Below are 20,853 nucleotides of genomic sequence, written 5' to 3'. Positions count from 1 at the left end.
GTCATTCTGAGACGCGTTTTGGTTGTGGGAACGTCTAAGATGGACGTGTAACTTTGAGCGGAGACTGGTGCCGTAGGGTCTATGACTGAGTTTGTAATCAAGCTGGCGGACGAGCGCGGACGGGTGATGGAGCAGAGCCATGCGGCGGCTACCGCAGAGGAGTTGAAGGCGCGGTTTACGCAGGCGGGGTACTTCGTCTATTCGGTCAAGGCGAAGAGTGCGCTGGGGGCGAGCAAGAAGAAGGTGAAGCTGGAGACGTTTCTGGTCTTCAATCAACAGTTTTTGACTTTGATCAAGGCTGGGTTGCCGATTCTGGGGTCGCTGGAGCTGCTGGGCAAGCGGCAGAAGATTCCGCACTTTCGCGCGCAGCTGGAGGACGTGGCATCGCGGGTGAAGACGGGTGAGTCGATCTCGCAGGCGTTCGAGGCGCAGGGTGGATTTCCGATCGTGTATACGACGACGCTGCTGGCGGGAGAGCGGTCGGGAAATCTGGAAGAGGTGCTGCAGCGGTTTCTGGACTTTCAGCGGGTGTCGCTGACGTTTCGGAAAAAGCTGAAGGCGAGTCTGATCTATCCGGCGCTGCTCGTGGTAATGGTGATTGCGCTGTTTATTTTTCTGATCACGTTTGTGGTGCCGCGGTTTGCGCAGCTTTACGATCAGCTAGGGACGAAGCTGCCTGCGTTGACTACGTTTTTGCTGGATTTGGGGCGCGAGGCGCAGGCTTACGGAATCTACGTAGCGGTGGTGGTGGGGGCTGTTGGATTTTTGCTGTATCGCTGGTCGAAGACAGATGCGGGCGCGAGACTGATCGATAAGATTCGGATCAAACTGCCGGTGTTTGGCAGTGTGTGGCTGAAGTACCAGGTGGGGTTGTTTTCGCGGACGCTTTCGACGCTGTTGACGGGCGGTTTGCCGTTGGTGCCATCGCTTGAGACGGCGGCGAAGTCGATCGATTCGCGGGAGATTGCGAGCGCGGTCTATAAGTCTGTGGAGACGGTCCGCGAGGGGAAGGGTTTGTCGGTCAGTCTGCAGGCGACGAAGGTGTTTCCGGAGCTGGCGATCGAGATGATCGAGGTGGGCGAGTCGACTGGCGCGCTGCCGCAGATGTTGAATTCGGTGGCGGAGTTTTTTGAGGAGGATGTGCAGACGAATCTTACCGCTGCGATGAGTCTGATCGAGCCGCTGATCCTGATCATGATGGGGCTGGTGGTGACGACGATTCTGATTGCGCTGTATCTGCCGATCTTCAGCTTGAGCGCGGGCGGAACGGGCGGACAGTAGGGAACGGCGGGATTCTTCTTTGCGTACCTTCGGGTATCCTCGCGTGTCTGAGCGGATTGCGGCTTGGTCTCGCAGCAGGGAGGGGGTATGGATACGAAGGCTTCGGCACGGGGAGTCGAGGTGCGAGAGGGCTCCTTTCGTGCCTATCCTAAATATCATCAGTATCCTGGGTGGCTGAAGGTGGGTTTCTGGTTCTGCGTTGTGATTGCGGTGGCGGTAGTGCTGCGTCGAGTCGCGGTGTTTGCTCATCTGGCGCAGGGTGGATCGTCGTCGCCGACGGCGGCCCTTGATGCGGTGTTTGCGTCGCATGAAGCTTTGACGCTTGCGCATATTCTTCCGGCGATGGCGTTTGTGCTGCTGAGTCCGTCTGTGCTGTTGCAACGGTCGAGGACGATATGGGCGGAGCGGCTGTTCTTCCCGTTGGGAGCCTGGGTGGGAGTTACCGCGTATGCCATGAGCGCTCATCCGGTTGGAGGGTGGGTGGAGCGGTCGGCTGTTCTGTTGTTCAACAGCCTCTTCTTGTTTTCGCTGCTGCGGGCCTTTGTGGCTGCGCGGCGGGGTGAGGCGGTTGAAAAGATGCGCTGGATGTTGCGGTCGGTTGCGATTCTTCTTGGTATCGCAACCACGCGGCCGGTGATGGGTGTGTTCTTTGCTACGAGCCGGTTGACGCATCTTGAGCCGGCGCAGTTCTTCGGCGTTGCGTTCTGGATCGGATTTTCGATCAACACGATTGCTATTGAACTCTGGCTGCGTTCGAGGGGAGACCGGCTTCCTGTTGTGGGTTAGGGCGCATTCAGGCCAGGGTCTTTGAGAGAGAGGTTACAATTCGTCAAGCTCTGGCGGGGTGGAGGAGTTGACTGTGATCTCTCGGCGTTGGGTGTTGCGATACGTGATGGCGGTGGCTCCGCTGATTCTTCTGGCTGGGTGTACCAGCTCCTACTACAAGGCGATGAAGACGTTTGGCAAGGAGAAGCGGGACATTCTGGTGTCGCGGGTGAAGGACTCGAAGAAGGACCAGCAGCAGGCGAAGGAGCAGATCAAAACGACGATGGAGTCGTTTCAGGAGCTGACCGGGTTTCAGGGTGGGTCGCTGGAGAAGAACTACAAAAAATTAAACGGAGAGTACGAGAAGGCTGCGGATAGTGCGCAGAAGCTGCACAACCGCATCGACTCGATCGATCAGGTGTCGAACGATCTCTTCAAGGAGTGGCAGAAGGAGATCGATGGGATGGAGAACAAGAAGCTGAAGGCGCAGTCTGCGGTGATGCTGCGGCAGTCGCGGTTAAGTGAGGCGGGATACATCAAGTCGATGCGGCAGACTGAGGCGCGGATGACACCGGTCATCACGGCGTTTCGCGATCAGGTGACGTTTCTAAAGCATAATTTGAATGCGCGGGCGATTGGATCGTTGAAGGGAACCTCGGCGCAGATGTCGACCGATGTGGATGTGCTGATGGTGAGCCTGGATGCGTCGATCGCGCAGGCCGATGCTTTGATTGCTTCTTTGAATACGGATCAGCCTTAGAAGATCTGTCCTGCCGGACGGGCCCACTGCGCGTGGGGCGGGCGTTCGCACGCCCTTTTACTGCTTCGCGTGGTCCTCCCGTTGGTCGGAGGAAAGATGGCGCCGACCAGCGGGAGGCTCTATGCTGCTGGCTTAGCCAAGACCGGTATACCCGTCACGAAGTGACCGCTTCCCGCGCAGGGAGCCCGTCCGGCAGGACATGGTCTGTCAGAGACTCTGCTTGAGCACGCGCTTGGCGGCGAGCGAGAGCATGAGGCGGGAGAAGCCGCTGAACATCATGCTGATACCGACCAGCGTTCCGATGACCCAGACCGTGCTCGCAGGCCACGAGCGCCAAATCATAATGGCCAGGATGAGAGTGATGACACCGTCGAACAAGAGCCAGCTCGCTCCGTGGCGGGGACGAAGCTGGAAGGATTGGATGATCTCCACGATTCCTTCGAAGACCAGATAGACGGCAAGGATCAGCGTCAGGACGATGAGGGCATCGAGCGGGTGCAGCAGGAGATAGACGCCCGTGAAGAGGTAGATGGCGCCGACGAGCAGCTCCCAGAGCACGCCGCCGGTGGTGTGGGTCTTGAAGGCGAAGACGAAGTGTGTGATTCCACTGATGATCATCGCCCAGGCAAAGATGAGTGTGACCGCGATGCCCGAGAACGGCGGGACGAGAATAGCGAAGAGGCCAGCCAGGATGAGCAGAATGCTGAGGGCTATGGACCAGTTGATGGCTTTGGGGGCGAGCGCGGCTAAGGTGGGTGGGTAGGTGCTCATGGTGGGGTCCTCCAAAAGACGTAGGTCTGTGAGACTAAACGGGGTTGCGCGGAGGATACCATAAGAGGTGATTCTGCTGAATAATAGAAGATTGGACGGAAGTTTCGTCTCCTGCGGATTTCGGCTTTTTCTTATGACCGGATTCGCGCAAGAAAGATCGTTTGAACACACTGTGAATGACGCGAAGGTGTGAGTGACGGTTTGGTTGGAACAGGAGTCTTACGAATATGGCAATGGCACCGTTGGCAATACCGATTAATGAGGCAGGAATGGGCGAGGTGGAGCGCGCGCAGTCGCTGGCGCGACGCTATCGTGCTGATTTCGTAGACCTGAAGAACTTCAAGATCTCGCATGAGTTGTTCAAGAGCGTGCCGGTGGACATGATGTTCCGGTACAACTTCGTGCCGCTGGAGCAGATGGAGGGCAAGCTTGCGATTGCGGTCTCTGATCCTTCGAAGCTGATGGTGCTGGACGAGATCTCGGGGTTGCTGGGACAGCGGCTGGTGACGCGGGTGGCGACACTGAGCCAGATCACCGAACTGCTGAAGAAGACCGAGCAGAGCCAGCGTGTGCTCGATGAGGCGAGTGAGGGTCTTGCGTTCGATGTGCTGCACGGCGATGAGAACCAGGACTCGAATATTTCGATTGAGCGGCTGACGAGCGAAGACGATATCTCGCCGATTATCCGGCTGGTGGACACGACGATCTTTACGGCGCTGGAGCGACGCGCTTCGGATATTCACCTCGAGACCTTCGATGATTCGCTGCTGGTGAAGTACCGCATCGACGGCGTGCTGCAGCAGGCGATGGCTCCGATTGCGCGCGAGCATCATCAGACGATTCTTTCGCGTATCAAGGTCATGAGCGAGCTGGATATTGCAGAGCGGCGCGTGCCGCAGGACGGTCGCTTCCGCGTGCGGTACAAGGGCAGGCTGATCGACTTCCGTGTGTCGATTATGCCGACGGTGCATGGCGAGAATGCCGTGCTTCGTGTGCTCGACAAAGAGTCGATGTCGGAGAAGTTCAAGTCGCTATCGCTGGATGTGGTGGGGTTTGCGGCGAAGGATCTGGAACGGTTTCGGCGGTACATCAAAGAGCCGTATGGGATGGTGCTGGTGACGGGGCCGACGGGTTCGGGTAAGACGACGACGCTTTACGCTGCGTTGAACGAGATTAAATCTGAAGAAGATAAGATCATCACGATCGAAGACCCAGTGGAGTATCAGATTCGCGGCATCACGCAGATTCCTGTGAACGAGAAAAAGGGACTGACGTTTGCTCGAGGGTTGCGGTCGATTCTGCGGCATGACCCGGACAAGATCCTGGTCGGAGAGATTCGCGATGCGGAGACCGCGCAGATTGCCATCAACTCCGCGCTGACGGGGCACCTTGTTTTCACAACGGTGCACGCGAATAACGTGGTCGACGTGCTGGGCCGGTTTTTGAACATGGGTGTTGAACCTTACAACTTTGTTTCTGCGCTGAACTGCATTCTGGCACAGCGTCTGGTGCGGCAGGTTTGTGAATTTTGTGTGAGAGACGTGCACTATAGCGATGCAGAGTTGTTGGCGAGCGGTCTGGATCTGCACGAGTGGCGCGGGTTCAATTTTCGCGAGGGACCTGGATGCATTGAGTGCGGCGGGACGGGGTATCGTGGACGGTCGGCGATTCACGAACTGCTGGAACTGGACGATGAGATTCGCGAGATGTTGCTGGCGAAGAAGCCGGGAAGCGAGATTCGTAAGAAAGCCAAGCAGAAGGGGATGGCGTTTCTGAGGGATTCGGCACTGGAGAGAGTAAGGGATGGGATCACGACGCTGAAGGAGATCAACAAGGTTACGTTTATCGAGGCGGGACGGTAGACGGGCCGCGGAAACACGATTTGACACCGCGCACCACGATGGTGACGTAGTGACAATCGATAGAGCAAGGTAGTCTAGGACGGAATGGAAATTTTACCGAAGACATTGGGCACGCGGCCGCGGCTGGCGGTTGAGGTTCGCGCAGAGGGCGTCGTGGCGGCGCGGGCTGAAGATGCCTCTGCTCTGCTGACCGCTGTGGCACGAGTTGACCTGGCGAATGGCGCGCTGGCTCCTGGACTGAAGCCTGGCAACCTCGTTGATAAGACTTGCGTGTCGTTAGCGGTGCGCAAGGCGCTCGACACGGTTTCGGGGCGTGGGTCGTCGGATCGGGCAGAGCGGGGCGCGGGGCGCCTTCGGGATGTGACGCTGGTGGTGCCGGATTCGGCGGTGCGTGTGTTGTTTCTGGACTTCGAACAGCTGCCCACCAAAGTGGCGGAGGCTTTGCCTCTGGTGCGGTTTCGTTTGAAGAAGCTGCTGCCCTTCGACGCGGATGATGCAATGGTGAGCTACCAGGTGATGTCGAGCGAGAAGGGAACGATCAAGCTACTGGCGGTTGCGATCCCGAAGGCTGTGCTCGAAGAGTACGAGGCGATGGTGCTGGCTGCGGGATATCTGCCGGGCGCGGTGCTGCCGAGTACGCTGGCTGCGCTGGCGGGCCTAGACGAGACGCCGTCGCCGGTGCTGGTGGTTAACGCCGGGCTCGGTTCGGTGACGACGGCGATTGTGCAGGCGGGAGTTCTGCTGCTGCATCGTTCTGTGGATATGGGTGCGAGTGCAGGTGCTCCGGTTGAACTGGTTGAGAGCGCGATACCGCTGGTGGACCGGGAGAGTTCGGTGCAGGAGTGGGCGCGGCAGGAGCCGCTGGGGCCCGATGGATGGGATCGGTTCGATGCGCCTTCTGGAATGCCGCCTTCGGTGATGAATTCGGCTTTGGTGCGAGAGATTGAGGCGCAGGCAGCGGCGCGTGAAGTGGCGCAGGCGGTGAGCGTGGCGGCGGCTTACTTTGAAGACTCGTTGCATACGGCTCCTGAGCAGTTGCTGATCGCGGGAACACTGGATGCGGGGACGCTGACGGCGGCGACCGAAGAGAACGGGCTGGAGGGCCTGCGGGTGCGCGAGATGATGGATGCAGGGATGATGGAGGCGGGAGCGGTGACGGCGAGTGTGCCGCGAGGCTGGCTGGCCGGCGTCCGGGGAGCGCTGAAGAACTGATGCGAATCTCTGTCAATCTTGCGAATCGACCGTTCATTGAGCTGAGGCCGTTGTTTGCGAAGCTTCGGCTGGCGATGGTAGTGCTGGCTCTGCTGGCGGTGGGGCTGGGGTTTGCGTTGCACTCTCTGAATGCCAAGGCTCGCGTGGCGCAGGCGCAGATGGACGCACTGAAGGCGAAGACGCAGAGGTATCAGAACGAGCGCCAGGCGAACGAAGCGAGGATGCACCAGCCGCAGAATATGGCAGTGCTGGAGCGGTCGCGTTTTCTGAACCAGATGTTTGCCGAGAAGAGCTTCAGCTGGACGGCCGTGATGATGGACCTCGAGAAGGTGCTGCCGGTTGGGGTGCAGGTGACCAGCATCGATCCGGCGATTACGAAGGAAGGCGATGTGAATATTCGGCTGCGGGTGAGCGGCGATCGCGACAAGGCAGTGCAGCTGGTAAGAAATCTGGAGACGTCGCAACGGTTCCTTTCGCCGAGGCTTGCTTCGGAGCAGGCGCAGACGCAGGAGGGAAACCGGAGTGCGGCGCAGGTGACGGTTCCCGGCGCAGTACAGTTCGATGTGTTGAGTGGATATAACCCGCTGCCGGAGAGGTCTGTGAAGGATGTCGCGGCGAAGGGCAAGGGCGGTGCAGCGGAGGGTGATTCGCCCGCGGACGGGGTGAAGAAGAAGAGGGCGACGGCTCCGAAGAGCGCATCTCCTGCATCTCCAAAAAGCGGCTTGGCGAAGACTCCAGCGCAGAAGGGAGCTGCGCGATGACGACGGTAGCCGAGAAGAAGCGAACCGCAGTTGCGGCGAAGCAGTGGGCCGAGAAGGCGAGCCGTCTGGGCACCCTGAAGAACTTCCATATCGCAGGAGTCGTGGCGCTGGGGCTGGTGAATCTTTACCTGCTGGCGCATATGGCCTTCGCGTGGCGCGCGGCGAACAGCCAGAATGCGGCTGCGTTGGCGGACCAGATGGTACAGATGAGGACGGCGGAGATCGCAAGACAGCCACTGGAAGGTTTGGACGAGAAGCTGGCGCAGGCCACGAAGGATGCAGACAAGTTCTACAAGCAGCGGCTGCCGTTTGCGAACTCCGAGGTGGCTGGAGAGCTGGGCGCATTGGCGAAGAAGCAGGGAGTGAAACTGACGCGGGTGCAGTATGCCTACTCGCCGGTGATGGATGGGACCGTCGGCGCACTGACCGAGGCGCGGATGGATGCGAGCTTGAGTGGGGACTACCGGCCGCTGGTGCTGTTTATCAACTTGCTGGAGCGGGACAAGATGTACTTCCTGATCACGGGGCTTACACTGACCGGGCAGCAGAGCGGGACGGTCGGGCTAAGGCTGCGGCTGACGACTTACCTGCGGTCGCCGGTGGGGACCGAAGGCTCGGAGAAGAGCGTAGCTGGTGCTGGTGAGAAGGCGGCTGACAGCACCTCGGAAGCAACTGCGGCGGGAGGCCAGCGATGATGCGGCTGACTGCGGATCAACAGAAGAAGGGCGCTGCGATCGTTGCGTTCGTGCTGGTTGCGGCTGGCGTCTTGTACTACGAGCTGCGTGATGACAGCCCTGCTCCGGTGGCGCCGCCTGTGGTCGTCACGGCTCCGGCGAGGTCTGCTCCTGCTGCGGGGGCGGTTGTTGCGCTGCCGTCGGGAAATATCGCGGGTGCGGCGGCGAAGAAGCTTGGGACGACCTCGGCACAGCTTGATCCGACGCTGCGAATGGATGCGATGCTGGTCACTGAGTCGCTGGTGTACTCGGGTGGTGGACGGAATATATTTTCGGCGAACTCTGCCCCGATTGATATCCCAAAGCCGATTGTGCCAGTCAGAACGGTGAAGGCTCCGCCGCCGGGTCCGCCGCCACCTCCACCTGGTCCGCCTCCACCACCTCCGATCGACCTGAAGTTCTTTGGTACCGCGACCGCCGCGGACGGAACACGCAGAGCATTTCTGCTGCACGGGGAGGATGTGTTTCTGGCCTCCAATGGCGATATCGTGCAGCGGCGGTATAAGGTGATAACGATCTCGGCCAACTCCGTGCAGGTGGAGGATATGGCGAACAACAATACGCAGACGCTGCCGCTGTTGGCGCGGTGAGACTGCGAAGCTGGAGGTAGATGCGATGAGGAAGCTTCGCCCCGGTTTTCGGCTCGGTGACCGCAATCCCCGTGTGTGCGCGAAGGGTGATCTGCGCGTCGGGGATCTGCACATTGATGACCTCCACATTGATGTTCGACACGGAGAGCAGGGCTTCATGCTGGTGGGGTTGATCGTTGCGATCTTCATCATTCTGCTGGTGCTGGGAATCGCGGCTCCGAAGATGGCGCAGGAGCTGAGGCGCGAGAAGGAGGTCGAGGCGGTCCATCGCGGAAACCAGTACGTGCGCGCGATCCAGCTCTACTACCGCAAGAACAACTCCTATCCGGGCACGATGGATGCGCTGGCGAAGGGAACGCCTGTGAAGTATCTGCGTCAGGAGTACGTCGATCCTTTCACGGGCAAGGCGGATTGGCGATTGATTCACGTCGGCGAGGCGAAGACTACAGTGAAGGGATTCTTCGGCAAGCCATTGACGGGTCTTGCGCCGGGGTTGGGTTCGGCCGCGGGCCTGGCATCTCCTGGGGCGGCCGGGGCGGGAGCCGCAGGTTCCTCGTCGGCATTTGGGTCTTCGAGCGGCAGCGCATTCGGTTCATCGGGGGCAGGGTCGGGGTCAAGCGCCTTTGGGGGCTCTTCCGGAACTACGCTGGGAGGTACAAGCTCCGCCGGGGCTACCTCGGGTGGCACCACGGGCGCTGGAACTTCAAGCCCCGGTGCGAGCGGGGCGACGGGTTCAACGGACAGCTCGGGAGCCGCCTCAACTGGGACCGGCACGAACAGCACATTGGGGTCTGCGGCCGGGATTGCCAGCCAATCCACCGGTGGTTTTTCGGGGGGTGGAGCACCGTTCGTCGGTGTTGGCATTCCGAAGGAGGGGACGTCGATCAAGGTGCTGAACGAGCAGACGTCGTACAACACGTGGGAGTTTATCTACGATCCTCGGATTGAGCAGATGAAAGCCGCCGCGGGTCTGCAGGGTGGAGGAACGCAGGGACTTGGATCGGCCGGCGGACTGAGCTCCGGTGTTGGTGGTACTGGGACTGGTACTGGAACGTCTGGGTTTGGATCGTCAGGCACATCGGGATTTGGGTCTTCACCTAGTTCCGGATTTGGCTCGTCGCCCAGCTCAGGATTTGGCTCATCGCCAAGTTCGGGCTTCGGGTCGTCTCCTTCATCAGGGACTCAGGGGAGCGGCACGACTACTCCGACTACGCCACAGCAGCCTCAGTGATCCCTTTGAGGCTCCAGTGTTGCGCGGGAAATCGTAGCTTGAGGCCGGGCGACTACGGTTTCTTTGTGACCGCTGCTTTTTGATCGATGGTGCGCAGACGGCCGATACGTCCATGCGGACCCACGACGAAGGGAAGCGAGAGCGCGTTCCAGTTCTTGTCGGCATCCGCAGGGTCAGTCGGTGAGGGAGTAAGCGGACGCCAGTTTTTGCCGTCGTCGGTGGAGATGTCGGTGCCGTTGGGGCCCACGGTGATCCAGAGTTTTTGATCGGCGTCGTAGGCTACGGAAGAGCGGTAGCCGTGGGGTTGCGTTTGAGCTATCACAGGATTCTCGAAATAGCTGCTGAAGGGGACGTGAAATCCAGTCTTCTGAATAAGCAGGGATGTCCTGCTTGGTTCTTCAGGTTTCGTGTAATCACCGCCAACCACCATGACTTTTTCTGGCAACCATCCGTCCCATTTTGTTATCGCTTGCGCAAACGCTCCTGAAGATGAGCCTCCGCCGCCGAAATCCAGTCGGTCAGACATGAAACTCGTAGAGCAAGGTGGGCCATCCCATTCCGAGTAATTACTAGAGACTAGTCTTGCTCTTGATTTTCCGCCCGTTACGAAGAGAAACTCGGGATAGACAGAAGTGCTAAAGAGTAACGATTGGTTGCTCGCTGCAAATATCGCTTCGCCGTTCGCGGCTTTAGCATTGCGTTCGCCGCATGGACCTTTCCAGCCTGATCCGTTTCTTCCCCATTTGCGCCAGTTATTACCACCATCTGAGGTAATAAAGATTGCGAAGTTGCCGTCGACAGGATCTCCAATCAAGATGCCATTTAGGTAACCAGTACGTAATGGTTCGAGCTGGATCGCGTCCCAAAAGCCGTCTTTATCAGGATTGATGAAGACGAGTTTCCACGTCTGACATCCATCCGTGGTTTTGTAGAGGCGCGATTGATCGCCTGGGCCGCTCGACATGACGATGGCGGTGTTTTCGTCGAACGCCTGAACGCCGCGGAAGTCGAGCTTTTCAGATCCGGGCGGTATCGCGCAGGTCTGCCAGAGGTAGCCGCCATCTTCGGTGCGCAGCACGGTGCCGTTGGTGCCGCTGGCCCACGCGACTCCTCCGCCAACGTTGTGAATGCCGCGCAGGCTTGCGGTGGTGTGGGACTCTTCGATATCCCATTGAGCAAAGGCAAAGTTCGCGGCTTGTGTTGTTACCAGGGTGAGCGCCAGAAGAAGGTGAGAGGATCGCATCTGCTGATTAGTGTATGACGGAGCCCTGAACGAAGCGCGGAGGCTGATGTGAGGAAAGCGGTTCGTGCTGCGCACGAAGGCCCACACATCGCGATGAGACTGCGATGTATGGGGCACCCGCACCCGCCGATGTATTGGGCTCCGGCGATGAGAGAACAAAGGGGACTCGGCCGTTGAGCTGACCCGCTGCGATACGTCGTTGGGGGGTTACGTCTTCTGCTGCCAGAGGCCGAGCGGTGCTCCGGTGGGGTCGCTGATAACGCTGAACCAGCCCATGTTCGGCACCTCTTGAACGTCTACGTGGACCTTCGCGCCGAGGCCCGCGGCTTGTTTTGTAGCCGCGTGGATGTCGTCGACTGCAACATAGGGCAGCCAGGCCGACGGCGCTCCGGGGACGGGTTGTGTCATCATGCCGCCGCCGGGGCCGTCGCCCTCGGGTTTGAAGGTGGAGTAGATCATGCTGCCGCCCATATCCGTGTCGGTGATCGTCCAGCCGAACATATTTGTGTAGAAGGTTTTGGCTTTAGCAACGTCGGTGCTCCCTAACTCCAGGTGACAGAAGGGGTGTGCCATTGAGTTGTCCTCTTTTTTCAGGATGGTGTTTCGCGGCCCGCGTGCACGCAAAGGATTTTACTCGGAAACGGTTTACAGGGTTGTGACACCATTCTTCAAAGAGTGGAAGCCTGCGATCCCCGGAGGAGTTCCATGATGAGACGCATTGGATGGATCGGAGTGCTGAGTCTGGTATGCGCTGGGATGGGCGCAGCGAGGATGGCGGCGCAGAACGGGACAAACCATAAAGGCGGCTCGACCTCCGGAACGTCGTACAAGCGGCAGCAACCGGCACCGAAGGGAGCTCCTGCCGCTGGGGCGAAGGTGGCGCCGACGAATGCGCAGAAGCAGCCGTTGGTGCAACCTCAACCGACAGGTACGCTCAAGCCGCTCCAGACGCTTCCTTATCAATCGCCAACAGCGAGTGCGCCGGCGAAGGGGGCCACTGTTCCGACGCAGCCGTCCGGATCTGCGCCAGCGGCGAATCCCGCTAACCAGCTGTACATGAACCGGCAACCGATCGGGACGAGGACAACTGGATCGGCTTCGACGCCTATACCTACACCAACACCAACACCAACACCAACACCTACACCTACACCAACACCAACACCTACACCAACACCAACACCTACACCAACACCAACACCTACACCTACACCTACACGAGACACCACGGGAGCCTCGACCGGGTCGGGAACGATTGGGTCAAATTCGCCGCCAGGGACGGCGCAAAACCCGAATGCTTCAGGCGAAGGCTCGAAGGAGTCACCGGGGACTGGATCGAACTCGCTACCATCAACGACAAAAAATCCGCCGCCTGCTACCGGTATGACTACCCGGCAACCTCCGCGCTGGCCGCCGAAAGGATCGCAGACGCCGGCACCGACGTATCCGCGACATCCTCCGAAGACACCGCCGCCGATTCCCTACTATGGGGCGCTGCCGCCGTATGGATATCGGCCGCCGCTGCCGCAACAGATCACTTCGCAGGCGCCAGGTTTGCCGCCCCCGCAGACGGTGCAGCCGTCTGACAACGGACAACCACCACAACCGGTTCAGAGCGCGCAGACACCAGCAGGGCCGACACCGAGTGCGCCGCCGTCGACAGCTCAGACCTCAGAGGCGCCGTCGGTGAATACACAGACGCCACAGCCTCAAGCGTCGTCGAGTCCGGACCATCCAAAGAGCATTCCTGCGATCGAACCGCCGCCGTCCGGATTGAGTCCGGTTATCCCTCTGGTGCCATCGGAGGTCGCTCTGACCTTAACTCCTTCATCCCTTCGACCGGTGGTAGGAAGAAAGATCGTCGTGGTGCCGGCGTTGACGCCGTCGCATGCTGGGACGAGCTACCAGCTGAACTGGGGCGACGGTTCGGCGATGGAGACTGTAACCGATTCGGGCACACATCGTTATGCGAAGCCGAAGTTATACAAGGTATCGGCCAGGGCCGTGGTGGGGACCAGCGAGTTGAACCGCGAGATTCTGCTGCAGGTGGGCCCGGTGGTCCCGCCGTGGGTTGCTGTGCTGCTTACGACAATCGCAGGAGTGGGGCTCTGGGGCATGCACACGCTGGTGAAGGTGACTACAGGCTGCCGCTGGGAGGTGCCGAAGATGAAGTTGTTAGGCAGAGAGACGTATGTGTCGCTGAGTTTTGTATCTGATATGGGGCCCGCTGAAGAGCGCATCACGTTTTCGAAAAAGAGACGCAGGTCCGGATAGGAGCAGCGATGACAGAGACAGCCGAGGAGAACAGAACGAAAGAAGCGACTGCAGTTCTTACCGAGAATATGAGCATAGGAGATCTGTTTTCGCTGGTCTCAGGCGGCGAGGCAGAGACCGACCTGAAGGCGGGGCTCGGCGCGGAGGAGTTGACGGATCTGCGCAAGAAAGTTCCGAAGATGATCTCGTGGAGCAGCGTACAAGAGGGTGTGACCGATTCGCTGGCGGAGGCGATGCATGTAAGCGTGTTGGCAACGCTGGCGAACGGATGGAAGCATTACTCGAAGTTTATGGAAGACGTGCGGCAGAGCCGGAGCAACCCGGAGATGGAGATTGTCTCAGCGATCGCCGACCACTCCATCCACTCCACCCTGCACCCGTATGTGGATGTCCGGCTGGCAGGAGTGAAGGTTCACGAGATCGCGTTCGATGTCGGACTTGTGACCACGATTCGGGGGCTGCTGCTGGGGTTGAAGAAGGGCGAGATCGTCTCGGTAGAGCTTGGGGAGTGCGAGTGGTCCGGAAAGATTGCGGTGGCGGAGGTGGATGTGCTTGAGCGAAAGCTCAAAAAGCTGAAACTTCCAGGGCATCTACGCCTGCAGCATGGCATCGCGATTCCTCTCAGTTGAGACCGTCGCTACTTCGGAGTGAGCGTCAAGGTGTGAGTGGTGGCGGCATCGACTGCTGCATGGCTGAAGGGCAGGGGAAACGTGGTGCCGTGATACCAGGCTGGCCACTGATCCATGAACCAGACGCTCAGAGGATTGGAGGATTCGCCGAGGACGAGGTTTAGGGTGCTGTTGTCGAGTTCGGATAGATCGGCAGTGAAGCGCTCGGAGGGGCCGAAGCTGTGGCCTACCTGCTTGACAGTGACGTCGTCGCCGCTTTGGGGCTGGGGGCCGGGGCTGGTGGGCAGGCCGAGGACGCGCTGAAGGATCGGAGACTGGCTATAGATGGGGTGTTCGATGTTGATGGGCCGGAACTCTCCGTAGTGCCACCTGGAGAGATCGGCTGGAGCGTGGCTATCGGCGAGGGCTTTTGAGACGGCGGCGGTGAGGAGGTCGTCCCAGCAGGAATAGGCCGGGGGAAGCCAGCGGCTGGGGGTGTGCATGATGAGCCACTCTTCCGCGTAGGATTTGTTGCCCCAGGTGTAGAGAGCCGCTCCAGTGCGGCGGACTCCAGGCTGAAGATCCGATTTTGTTCCGGGCTGCGACGTGAACTGCGGGTCGAGCAGGAGTGGCCACAGCGCGGCGCGAGTAGCAACGACGATGGCGGGAGCCGCGGCGTCCGCTTCCACGTTGCCGTTCCAGTCGCGGAGAAGATCGGCAGCCTGGTGAAGACGTTTTGCGGCGACCTTTTCTGTCGTGAACTCGGCTTTGGTGGTGTGATCGAGGGCATAGGCGAGACGCTGAGCGATGACGTGATCGACATCGGAGTATACGTCGGTCTGGAGCGCGAGCATGTCTGCGGCGGTGAGGTGGTCTTTGGTCTCGGCGGCGCGCGCAGTGAGGACCTTCCAGATGCGCTCATTGCGGTAGGGAGCGGCCCAGTTGAGAGTGATGGGGTAGGGATAGTCGTCGCTTGTGACGCGGGCGTTCGCGGTGGCGAGGATGCCGTTGGGCGGGTCGGTCGCCTGCGGCAGGTTGTCATAGGGAATCGTGCCAACCCAATCCTGCGCGGGGTCGAGCGCGTCGGCGGGAACCGGGCTGATGGGGCTTGGCGTAACGATATTGCCGCGAATCGGAATCTTTCCGACGGCATGGTAGCCGATGTGGCCCTGGTCATCCGCATAGACGAGATTCTGCGCAGGGCCGCCAAAGCTGGAGAAGGCAGAGATAAGGCCGGCGCCGTCGGTTGCCGTATCGACGGCCAAAAACGATGGCGAAATGTTTGCGGGATCGTAGATCGTCCAGCGAAGGGAGAGGCTGCGCTTCTCGCTGGGAAAGATGCCCGAGATGACAGGCGTATTCACGCCGCCGTGCTGAGTGGCAGGCACATCAAGGACAACATCCTTCGCTCCTTTGACGTGGATGATCTCCTGTTGGTGAATCACCGCATGCCAGGCGCTGTCGTGCGTTTGATACTCCATCGTGTCGCCACTACCGCGTATGTGTTCGACGTAGACATCCTGCACCTCAGCGCCGAGATTCGTAAATCCCCATGCCACATGGGCGTTGTGGCCGACGATGATAAACGGGACGCCGGGCAGTGAGACGCCGGAGACGTGCAGATCTCCACTCGGCGCGGGTGCTTCAAGATCCGCTTCATACCAGATCCCCGGAATATTATGCGCGAGGTGCATGTCGTTGGAGAGCAGCGGCTTGCCTGTAGCCGTGTGAGCGCCTGAGACGACCCAGTCGTTCGACCCCGCAAAGCATCCGTCGCACACAGGATTTTTCAGTATCTGTTGCAGGGCGAGCAGATCTTCGGGACTCGCAGTAGGAAGCGCCGGTCTCCGAAGTTTCGTCTGCGATTCGTCGAGTGGAATATCCGGAATATCCTGCTGCGGCGCAGTCAGATCGATCAGCGGCTGAGCCGGCGGATGGTCGCGCCACGAGCCCACAGGATACAGGTCCCCAACCAGATGCGAAGGCAGCCGCGCCGTAAGCGCCTCGCGATTCAACTCCTGCGGAAAGCTGTTCGTAAGATCCTGAAACATCACCAAGCCAATCAGCAGGCTGTCGCGCGGAGTCCACGGCGCAGGCACATAGCGCAGCAGCCGAAACTCGAGCGGAAGATGAGCGCTCTGGTCGGCGATCGACGCATTGACGCCAGCGGCATAGCGCTCCAGCAGATGAAGCTGATCTGCCGGGAGAGTAGCCAGCGCACGATCGGCCGCAGCGCGAATCTGCAGCGTGCGTTGAGCGCGATCGTGCTCAAGCAGAGGCGCACCGAGGATCTCCGCAAGGTTGCCCGCGGCGTGTCGGCGCAGCGCATCCATCTGCCACAGCCGGTCCTGCGCGGTCACATATCCCTGCGCCGTCACCAGATCGTCAAGCGAACTTGCCCGAAGATGAGGAACGCCATGGCCGTCGCGCTGAACCGAGACTGGAGCGGACAACCCAGAGATGGAGATGACTCCATCCAGCTGCGGCAGAGCATCGTGCATCGCCTGGCGAGTCCAATGGCGCGCGTAGAAGAAACCAACCGCGCCGGAAACCAACACGAGCAAAGTAAAAATAACGACGAGTCGATAAAAGATCCGTCTGCGCTGAACCCGCAGAGCGGTGCGGGCTTCTTCCGGGGAGGCTGCTGCGGCGATCGATTCGTACGGGTTCATAGCCTTGATCGAAGTGTAAATGGAGTGCGGGAATCTGCGCGCAACTCGACATCGCCTCGCACATGTCATTTAATCTGGTTTACTTGGCATCAGTTTCAGAGACACTGGACGTAGTTTCGTTTGCAACGCGGTGCCGGACCGAAACGAGGGTGTTATGGAAGCTGGATCGAGTCTGCATGCTGTCGAGACAGTCATTCTTCTTCTGCTGGTGCTGGTCGCCGGTTTTGCGGCGATGGCGCGGCGGATCAAGGTGCCCTATCCCATCGTGCTGGTGCTGGCGGGGCTGATCATCAGCTTCCTGCCGCGTATGCCGCGTGTTCCGCTCGATCCGAACGTCGTCTTCGTGGTCTTTCTGCCGCCGCTGCTGTACGCGTCCGCGTGGTGGATGTCCTGGCGTGAGTTTCGCCGCAACGCAATCTTGATAAGCCTGATGGCGTTCGGGCTGGTCGGCTTCACGGTGTGGGGCGTAGCGGAGTTCTCCGAGCACTTCATCACTGCGCTCGACTGGAAGGCTGGCTTTCTGCTCGGTGCGGTCGTCGCAACAACAGACGCGATCGCCGCAACCTCGATTGCAAAGTCCATCGGCCTGCCCAGGCGGATCGTCGACATCCTGGAAGGTGAAAGCCTGTTGAACGATGCGACCGGTCTGCTGGCGCTCGAGATTGGACTTGGAATCATCCAGGGCGGTGAGACCCCGACGCTGGGCGGGGGCCTGGCGAGGCTGCTGTATCTGGTAATCGGAGGCATCGGGATCGGCCTGCTGATCGGGGTGATCGTGGGCTGGCTGGAAAAGTTCATCGACTACGGTCCGGTCGAGCTCGTGGTGAGTCTCGTCGTTCCGTACGCAGCTTACATCGCAGGAGAGCACGCCAAGGCCTCAGGAGTTCTGGCAGTCGTGGCGTGCGGAATCTACCTGAGCCGCAAGAGTACGCAGTTCTTTTCGCCGGAGGTGCGTCTGCAGGTGCATGGCGCCTGGGACGCACTGACCTTCATGCTGAATGGCCTGGTCTTTGTGCTGATCGGATTGCAGCTGCCCTACGTCCTGAACGGGATTCACGGCAAGTTCGGCAGGGGAACGCTGATCTTTTACGGAGCCGTCTTCAGCGTGGTGCTGATCGTGCTGCGAATGGTCTGGGTCTTTCCGGCCATCAAGATCGCGTCGTATGTGGAACGGCGATGGATGGGGCATCAAGAGGAGGAACTGCGCCCGCGCGAGGTCTTCGTCGTCGGATGGACAGGAATGCGCGGTGTCATCGCGCTGGCTGCGGCGTTCTCTGTTCCGGAGATGCTGGGAAACGGTAGAGCTGAGACAAGAAACCTGATCGTGTTTCTGGCGTTCTGTGTCATCCTGGTCACCCTCGTGCTCCAGGGTCTTACGCTGCCCGCGTTGATTCGCGCGCTGGGACTGGCCGGCGTACCGGGCATGGATCCGGAGGAGAAGGAGGCACGGAGAATCGTACTTCGTGCGGCGCTTCATCATCTTGAGGAGGAACGCAAGCGGCAAGGGCAGGACGCAGAGCATCTATACGACGACCTGATTCATCGGTACAGGCACAAGCTTGCAGCCGTCGGCGGTGGCGAAGAAGGAGATCTTGAGGCCGCCGACACCGAGACGATGACACGTCTGCGAAGCATCCTGGAAGATGCCTTGCAGGCCGAGCGACGCACGCTGATCAGTCTGCGCGACAGGGGGCGGATCAGTGATGACACGTTGCGGACGATGGAGCGCGAGTTGGACCTCGCCGAGACCAGGTATCAGGGGACGCCGATCGCGTAGCTCTGGCATGCCGTAAACCTTCCAGATGGAACTACTCCAATCCAGCTCCCCTGATGACACCATCCTGAGACTCGACCGGTGGCTCCAGGAGCCGGGTATAGCCCGCGTTGGTGCGCGGCAGCGTGAAGACGATGACCGCGATAATCAGGATGATGATCGGCAGGATGACGACGCTGCCTTCAGGACCCGTTGTGCCTCCACTCAGCAGCGGCTTGCCGACGGGGTGGGTAGCGAGGAGGTGGTGTTGCACCATGATGCCGCTGTCGGCTACTCCGTAGAGGAAGGATTGGCCCCAGTCCCAGGTAGTGTGAAAGCCGACGGCCCACCAGAGAGAGCCGGTACGCCAGAGGACGAGACAGAACATCATCGAGGCGATACCTGCGGTAAGCAGCCCGATGGGCGACTCTCCGGGATTGCTGCCGTGGATCAGGCCAAAAAACGTTGAAAAGATGACAGCCGAAGTCCAGAAGGCAAGAACGTTGCTGTGAGGAGTTTTGAAGGCTGATCGAAAGAGGCCGGCCAGGCCGCGAGTGAGCGTGTACTGGAGATAGCCACGAGTGAAGTACTCCTCCAGTAAACCGACAGCGAAGAACAACGCCAGCCACTGCGCGCCGTAGCGGAGTATGTCGCTGCCAAAGAGGAGGCGATTGTCGAAGACAAGAAAACCAGCCTTCCAGAGGATGAGAATGAACGGTGTGAGGCAGATGATGCCCCAGGCGAGCCCCGCGACAAAGTGCGGGAGCTTGCTGGCACCTCCAAGACCATAGACGCCGATAGGGCGGCGCTCCACCTTCGACATGATCCACGTGATGATCCCAACTCCGAACAGCGGTACGGCCTCGTTCAGAAACATGAAGTAAAAGGGGATAGTGTGGTCCGGCGAGGTGTGGTGGGTGGGTGGATGAATCTTGTGCGTGATGAAGTTCGCGAGAAAGAGAAAGGCCGCGAAGAGAGCAATAAAGATGAGCATGCTCCAGCCGGCGCGAAGCCCGTCCGTGCCGAAGAACACATGGCGCAGCGGCGAGGGTCGCTCGATCGGAGAGTGCGGGGTCGGAGGAAGCGGCGTGTCGGGCAATGGATCTTGGGTATTGGTCTGCAAGGGAATCCTCGTAGGGCTGGATTTGGTATACGCGAAGAGCCTGCGGGAAGTTCCGCGAAGTGACAGGGATCGCGACCGATGCAGGGTGCGCTATGCTGGACTCTTCACACCTTCCAGGAAAGGTGTTGAGCACGGGAGAGAGCCGATTTGGACTGTAAGATTTTTTATCACGATAAGTGCTTCGATGGTGCTTGTTCGGCTTCGCTATTCACGCGATTTCACCGGGAGTGCGTGAAGACGGCGACCTCGTACTCCTACCATGGGCTGGTGCATCGAGCAGGCGCACTCTTCGACGAAGCCGAGTTCATCAGCGGCGAAAACGCGATCGTGGACTTCAAATACTCCGCTTCGCCCAAGGTGACCTGGTGGTTCGATCATCACCAGAGTGCGTTTTTGACGCCCGAAGACCAGATGAACTTTGAAGCAGGACAGGCCGACGGTTCGCAGCGCATGCGAAAGTTCTTCAACCCGAACTACATCTCCTGCACTAGCCTGATCGCAGACATCACGCAGGTCAACTTCGGCTTCGACACAGCTCCCATGCTGGAGCTGATCCAGTGGGCCGACATCGTCGACGGCGCGCGGTACGAAAGCGCCAAGGCCGCAGTCGAGATGGCCGAGCCTGCGATGAAGCTGACGATGGTCATCGAAAGCTCCGCCGACGGCACCCTGGTGAAGAGACTGATTCCGCTTCTGACCGAGATGAGTCTGCAGCAGGTTCTGGACCAGGGATTCGTTCAGGAGCAGCTTGGCCCGTTGATGGGCCGGCACTGGGCCGCGCTTGAGCTCATCAAACAGCGAGCCACCGTCGACCAGGGCGTGATCACCTTCGACATCTCCGACCAGCCGACCGAGGGATACAACAAGTTCATCCCGTACTACCTGCATCCTGACGCAACCTACAACGTGGGGTTGAGCAAATCGAGCTTCCGAACCAAGGTGTCCGTAGGAACCAACCCGTGGACCAAGCTGATGCCTTCGGAGCTGGTCAATCTCGCTGCCATCTGCGAGCGCTACGGCGGGGGAGGCCACGCTCGCGTAGGCGCGATCAGCTTTCCCCCTGATCGCGAGGACGAAGCGCGACAGGCAGTCGGCGAGATCGTGGCGGAGCTGCGAGCAGCTTCAACCGGACCTGAAAAAAATAGTTGAAAAAGTTGGCATATTTTTTCCACCTGGAAAAGTGACGGTCAATGCACCACATTCACCATGCATC

Annotated in this window: 18 protein-coding genes; 13 read left to right on the top strand and 5 right to left on the bottom strand. The window is 59.7% G+C overall.

Features of this window, described 5'->3' with window-relative positions; all coding sequences use genetic code 11:
• Positions 1-81 precede the first annotated feature (81 nt).
• From HDF12_RS16070 to HDF12_RS16060, 3 genes are all read left to right on the top strand, one after another.
• Entirely contained in the window at positions 82-1,281 is a 1,200-nt protein-coding gene (locus tag HDF12_RS16070) for a type II secretion system F family protein (protein WP_179584994.1), read from the top strand.
• A gap of 87 nt (positions 1,282-1,368) precedes the next feature.
• Positions 1,369-2,067, top strand: coding sequence for a DUF2306 domain-containing protein (locus tag HDF12_RS16065; RefSeq protein ID WP_179584992.1), 699 nt, complete (start codon positions 1,369-1,371; stop codon positions 2,065-2,067).
• A 73-nt stretch (positions 2,068-2,140) separates the two neighbouring features.
• A complete protein-coding gene (locus HDF12_RS16060; RefSeq protein WP_179584990.1) occupies positions 2,141-2,806 on the top strand; it encodes a DUF2959 family protein in 666 nt (221 codons plus the stop codon).
• 207 nt (positions 2,807-3,013) lie between these two features.
• On the opposite strand, the gene HDF12_RS16055 is transcribed toward HDF12_RS16060, so the two are convergent.
• Positions 3,014-3,577: an HdeD family acid-resistance protein gene (locus tag HDF12_RS16055; RefSeq protein ID WP_179584988.1), complete on the bottom strand. Its 564-nt coding sequence runs from the start codon at positions 3,575-3,577 to the stop codon at positions 3,014-3,016.
• A gap of 227 nt (positions 3,578-3,804) precedes the next feature.
• Here HDF12_RS16055 and HDF12_RS16050 point away from each other — a divergent pair, with 227 nt between their 5' ends.
• The 6 genes from HDF12_RS16050 to HDF12_RS16025 all read left to right on the top strand — a co-directional run bounded on the left by HDF12_RS16050 (position 3,805) and on the right by HDF12_RS16025 (position 9,967).
• Positions 3,805-5,439 carry a GspE/PulE family protein gene (locus HDF12_RS16050; RefSeq protein ID WP_179584986.1) on the top strand — a complete coding sequence of 545 codons (1,635 nt, stop codon included), beginning with the start codon at positions 3,805-3,807 and terminating at the stop codon, positions 5,437-5,439.
• 84 nt (positions 5,440-5,523) lie between these two features.
• On the top strand, positions 5,524-6,651 hold the full coding sequence (locus tag HDF12_RS16045) for a type IV pilus biogenesis protein PilM (RefSeq protein WP_179584984.1): 1,128 nt from the start codon (positions 5,524-5,526) through the stop codon (positions 6,649-6,651).
• Positions 6,651-7,412 carry a PilN domain-containing protein gene (locus HDF12_RS16040; protein WP_179584982.1) on the top strand — a complete coding sequence of 254 codons (762 nt, stop codon included), beginning with the start codon at positions 6,651-6,653 and terminating at the stop codon, positions 7,410-7,412. The genes HDF12_RS16045 and HDF12_RS16040 overlap by 1 nt, the downstream gene beginning before the upstream one ends.
• Positions 7,409-8,107 carry a hypothetical protein gene (locus HDF12_RS16035; protein ID WP_179584980.1) on the top strand — a complete coding sequence of 233 codons (699 nt, stop codon included), beginning with the start codon at positions 7,409-7,411 and terminating at the stop codon, positions 8,105-8,107. The genes HDF12_RS16040 and HDF12_RS16035 overlap by 4 nt, the downstream gene beginning before the upstream one ends.
• Positions 8,104-8,736 carry a hypothetical protein gene (locus HDF12_RS16030; RefSeq protein ID WP_179584978.1) on the top strand — a complete coding sequence of 211 codons (633 nt, stop codon included), beginning with the start codon at positions 8,104-8,106 and terminating at the stop codon, positions 8,734-8,736. Before HDF12_RS16035 ends, HDF12_RS16030 begins: the two co-directional genes overlap by 4 nt.
• Positions 8,737-8,761: 25 nt before the next feature.
• Positions 8,762-9,967 (top strand): type II secretion system protein, encoded by a 1,206-nt coding sequence (locus HDF12_RS16025; protein WP_257025699.1) that lies wholly within the window; start codon positions 8,762-8,764, stop codon positions 9,965-9,967.
• A gap of 52 nt (positions 9,968-10,019) precedes the next feature.
• On the opposite strand, the gene HDF12_RS16020 is transcribed toward HDF12_RS16025, so the two are convergent.
• Entirely contained in the window at positions 10,020-11,210 is a 1,191-nt protein-coding gene (locus HDF12_RS16020; RefSeq protein ID WP_179584976.1) for a WD40/YVTN/BNR-like repeat-containing protein, read from the bottom strand.
• A gap of 207 nt (positions 11,211-11,417) precedes the next feature.
• Positions 11,418-11,783: a VOC family protein gene (locus HDF12_RS16015; RefSeq protein ID WP_179584974.1), complete on the bottom strand. Its 366-nt coding sequence runs from the start codon at positions 11,781-11,783 to the stop codon at positions 11,418-11,420.
• Positions 11,784-11,915: 132 nt separating this feature from the next.
• On the opposite strand from HDF12_RS16015, the gene HDF12_RS16010 reads away from it, so the two are divergent.
• Together HDF12_RS16010 and HDF12_RS16005 are read left to right on the top strand one after the other, a co-directional pair.
• Complete coding sequence (locus HDF12_RS16010; protein WP_179583710.1) at positions 11,916-13,484, top strand: hypothetical protein; 1,569 nt, start codon at positions 11,916-11,918, stop codon at positions 13,482-13,484.
• Between the two features lie 8 nt (positions 13,485-13,492).
• The gene (locus HDF12_RS16005) at positions 13,493-14,113 is read left to right on the top strand and encodes a hypothetical protein (protein ID WP_179584972.1); all 621 of its coding nucleotides are present in this window, start codon (positions 13,493-13,495) and stop codon (positions 14,111-14,113) included.
• Positions 14,114-14,121: 8 nt separating this feature from the next.
• Here HDF12_RS16005 and HDF12_RS16000 read toward each other — a convergent pair whose 3' ends face one another.
• Positions 14,122-16,764, bottom strand: coding sequence for a penicillin acylase family protein (locus HDF12_RS16000; protein WP_179584970.1), 2,643 nt, complete (start codon positions 16,762-16,764; stop codon positions 14,122-14,124).
• A gap of 154 nt (positions 16,765-16,918) precedes the next feature.
• On the opposite strand from HDF12_RS16000, the gene HDF12_RS15995 reads away from it, so the two are divergent.
• Positions 16,919-18,541, top strand: a complete 1,623-nt coding sequence (locus tag HDF12_RS15995; RefSeq protein ID WP_179584968.1) for a Na+/H+ antiporter — start codon at positions 16,919-16,921, stop codon at positions 18,539-18,541.
• Positions 18,542-18,572: 31 nt separating this feature from the next.
• Here the strand turns inward: HDF12_RS15995 and HDF12_RS15990 are convergent, their stop codons facing one another.
• Positions 18,573-19,640, bottom strand: coding sequence for a CPBP family intramembrane glutamic endopeptidase (locus tag HDF12_RS15990; RefSeq protein WP_179584966.1), 1,068 nt, complete (start codon positions 19,638-19,640; stop codon positions 18,573-18,575).
• Positions 19,641-19,787: 147 nt separating this feature from the next.
• Between HDF12_RS15990 and HDF12_RS15985 the strand changes: the two genes are divergently transcribed.
• The gene (locus HDF12_RS15985) at positions 19,788-20,789 is read left to right on the top strand and encodes a DHH family phosphoesterase (RefSeq protein ID WP_179584964.1); all 1,002 of its coding nucleotides are present in this window, start codon (positions 19,788-19,790) and stop codon (positions 20,787-20,789) included.
• Positions 20,790-20,853: the final 64 nt, after the last annotated feature.

Source organism: Tunturiibacter gelidiferens, from assembly GCF_013410115.1.
Lineage (GTDB): Bacteria > Acidobacteriota > Terriglobia > Terriglobales > Acidobacteriaceae > Edaphobacter > Edaphobacter gelidiferens.
The sequence above is the reverse complement of the archived record's forward strand: the minus strand, read 5'-3'. Positions and strand labels throughout refer to the sequence as shown.

Excerpts from the sequence above, each read along its gene's own strand:
- HDF12_RS16050 (WP_179584986.1), top strand. The coding sequence starts at position 3,805 with ATGGCAATGGCACCGTTGGCAATACCGATTAATGAGGCAGGAATGGGC.
- HDF12_RS16010 (WP_179583710.1), top strand. The coding sequence starts at position 11,916 with ATGATGAGACGCATTGGATGGATCGGAGTGCTGAGTCTGGTATGCGCT.
- HDF12_RS16040 (WP_179584982.1), top strand. The coding sequence starts at position 6,651 with ATGCGAATCTCTGTCAATCTTGCGAATCGACCGTTCATTGAGCTGAGG.
- HDF12_RS16035 (WP_179584980.1), top strand. The coding sequence starts at position 7,409 with ATGACGACGGTAGCCGAGAAGAAGCGAACCGCAGTTGCGGCGAAGCAG.
- HDF12_RS16020 (WP_179584976.1), bottom strand. The coding sequence starts at position 11,210 with ATGCGATCCTCTCACCTTCTTCTGGCGCTCACCCTGGTAACAACACAA.
- HDF12_RS16055 (WP_179584988.1), bottom strand. The coding sequence starts at position 3,577 with ATGAGCACCTACCCACCCACCTTAGCCGCGCTCGCCCCCAAAGCCATC.
- HDF12_RS16005 (WP_179584972.1), top strand. The coding sequence starts at position 13,493 with ATGACAGAGACAGCCGAGGAGAACAGAACGAAAGAAGCGACTGCAGTT.
- HDF12_RS15995 (WP_179584968.1), top strand. The coding sequence starts at position 16,919 with ATGGAAGCTGGATCGAGTCTGCATGCTGTCGAGACAGTCATTCTTCTT.
- HDF12_RS16070 (WP_179584994.1), top strand. The coding sequence starts at position 82 with ATGACTGAGTTTGTAATCAAGCTGGCGGACGAGCGCGGACGGGTGATG.
- HDF12_RS16000 (WP_179584970.1), bottom strand. The coding sequence starts at position 16,764 with ATGAACCCGTACGAATCGATCGCCGCAGCAGCCTCCCCGGAAGAAGCC.
- HDF12_RS16030 (WP_179584978.1), top strand. The coding sequence starts at position 8,104 with ATGATGCGGCTGACTGCGGATCAACAGAAGAAGGGCGCTGCGATCGTT.
- HDF12_RS16045 (WP_179584984.1), top strand. The coding sequence starts at position 5,524 with ATGGAAATTTTACCGAAGACATTGGGCACGCGGCCGCGGCTGGCGGTT.
- HDF12_RS16065 (WP_179584992.1), top strand. The coding sequence starts at position 1,369 with ATGGATACGAAGGCTTCGGCACGGGGAGTCGAGGTGCGAGAGGGCTCC.
- HDF12_RS16025 (WP_257025699.1), top strand. The coding sequence starts at position 8,762 with ATGAGGAAGCTTCGCCCCGGTTTTCGGCTCGGTGACCGCAATCCCCGT.
- HDF12_RS16015 (WP_179584974.1), bottom strand. The coding sequence starts at position 11,783 with ATGGCACACCCCTTCTGTCACCTGGAGTTAGGGAGCACCGACGTTGCT.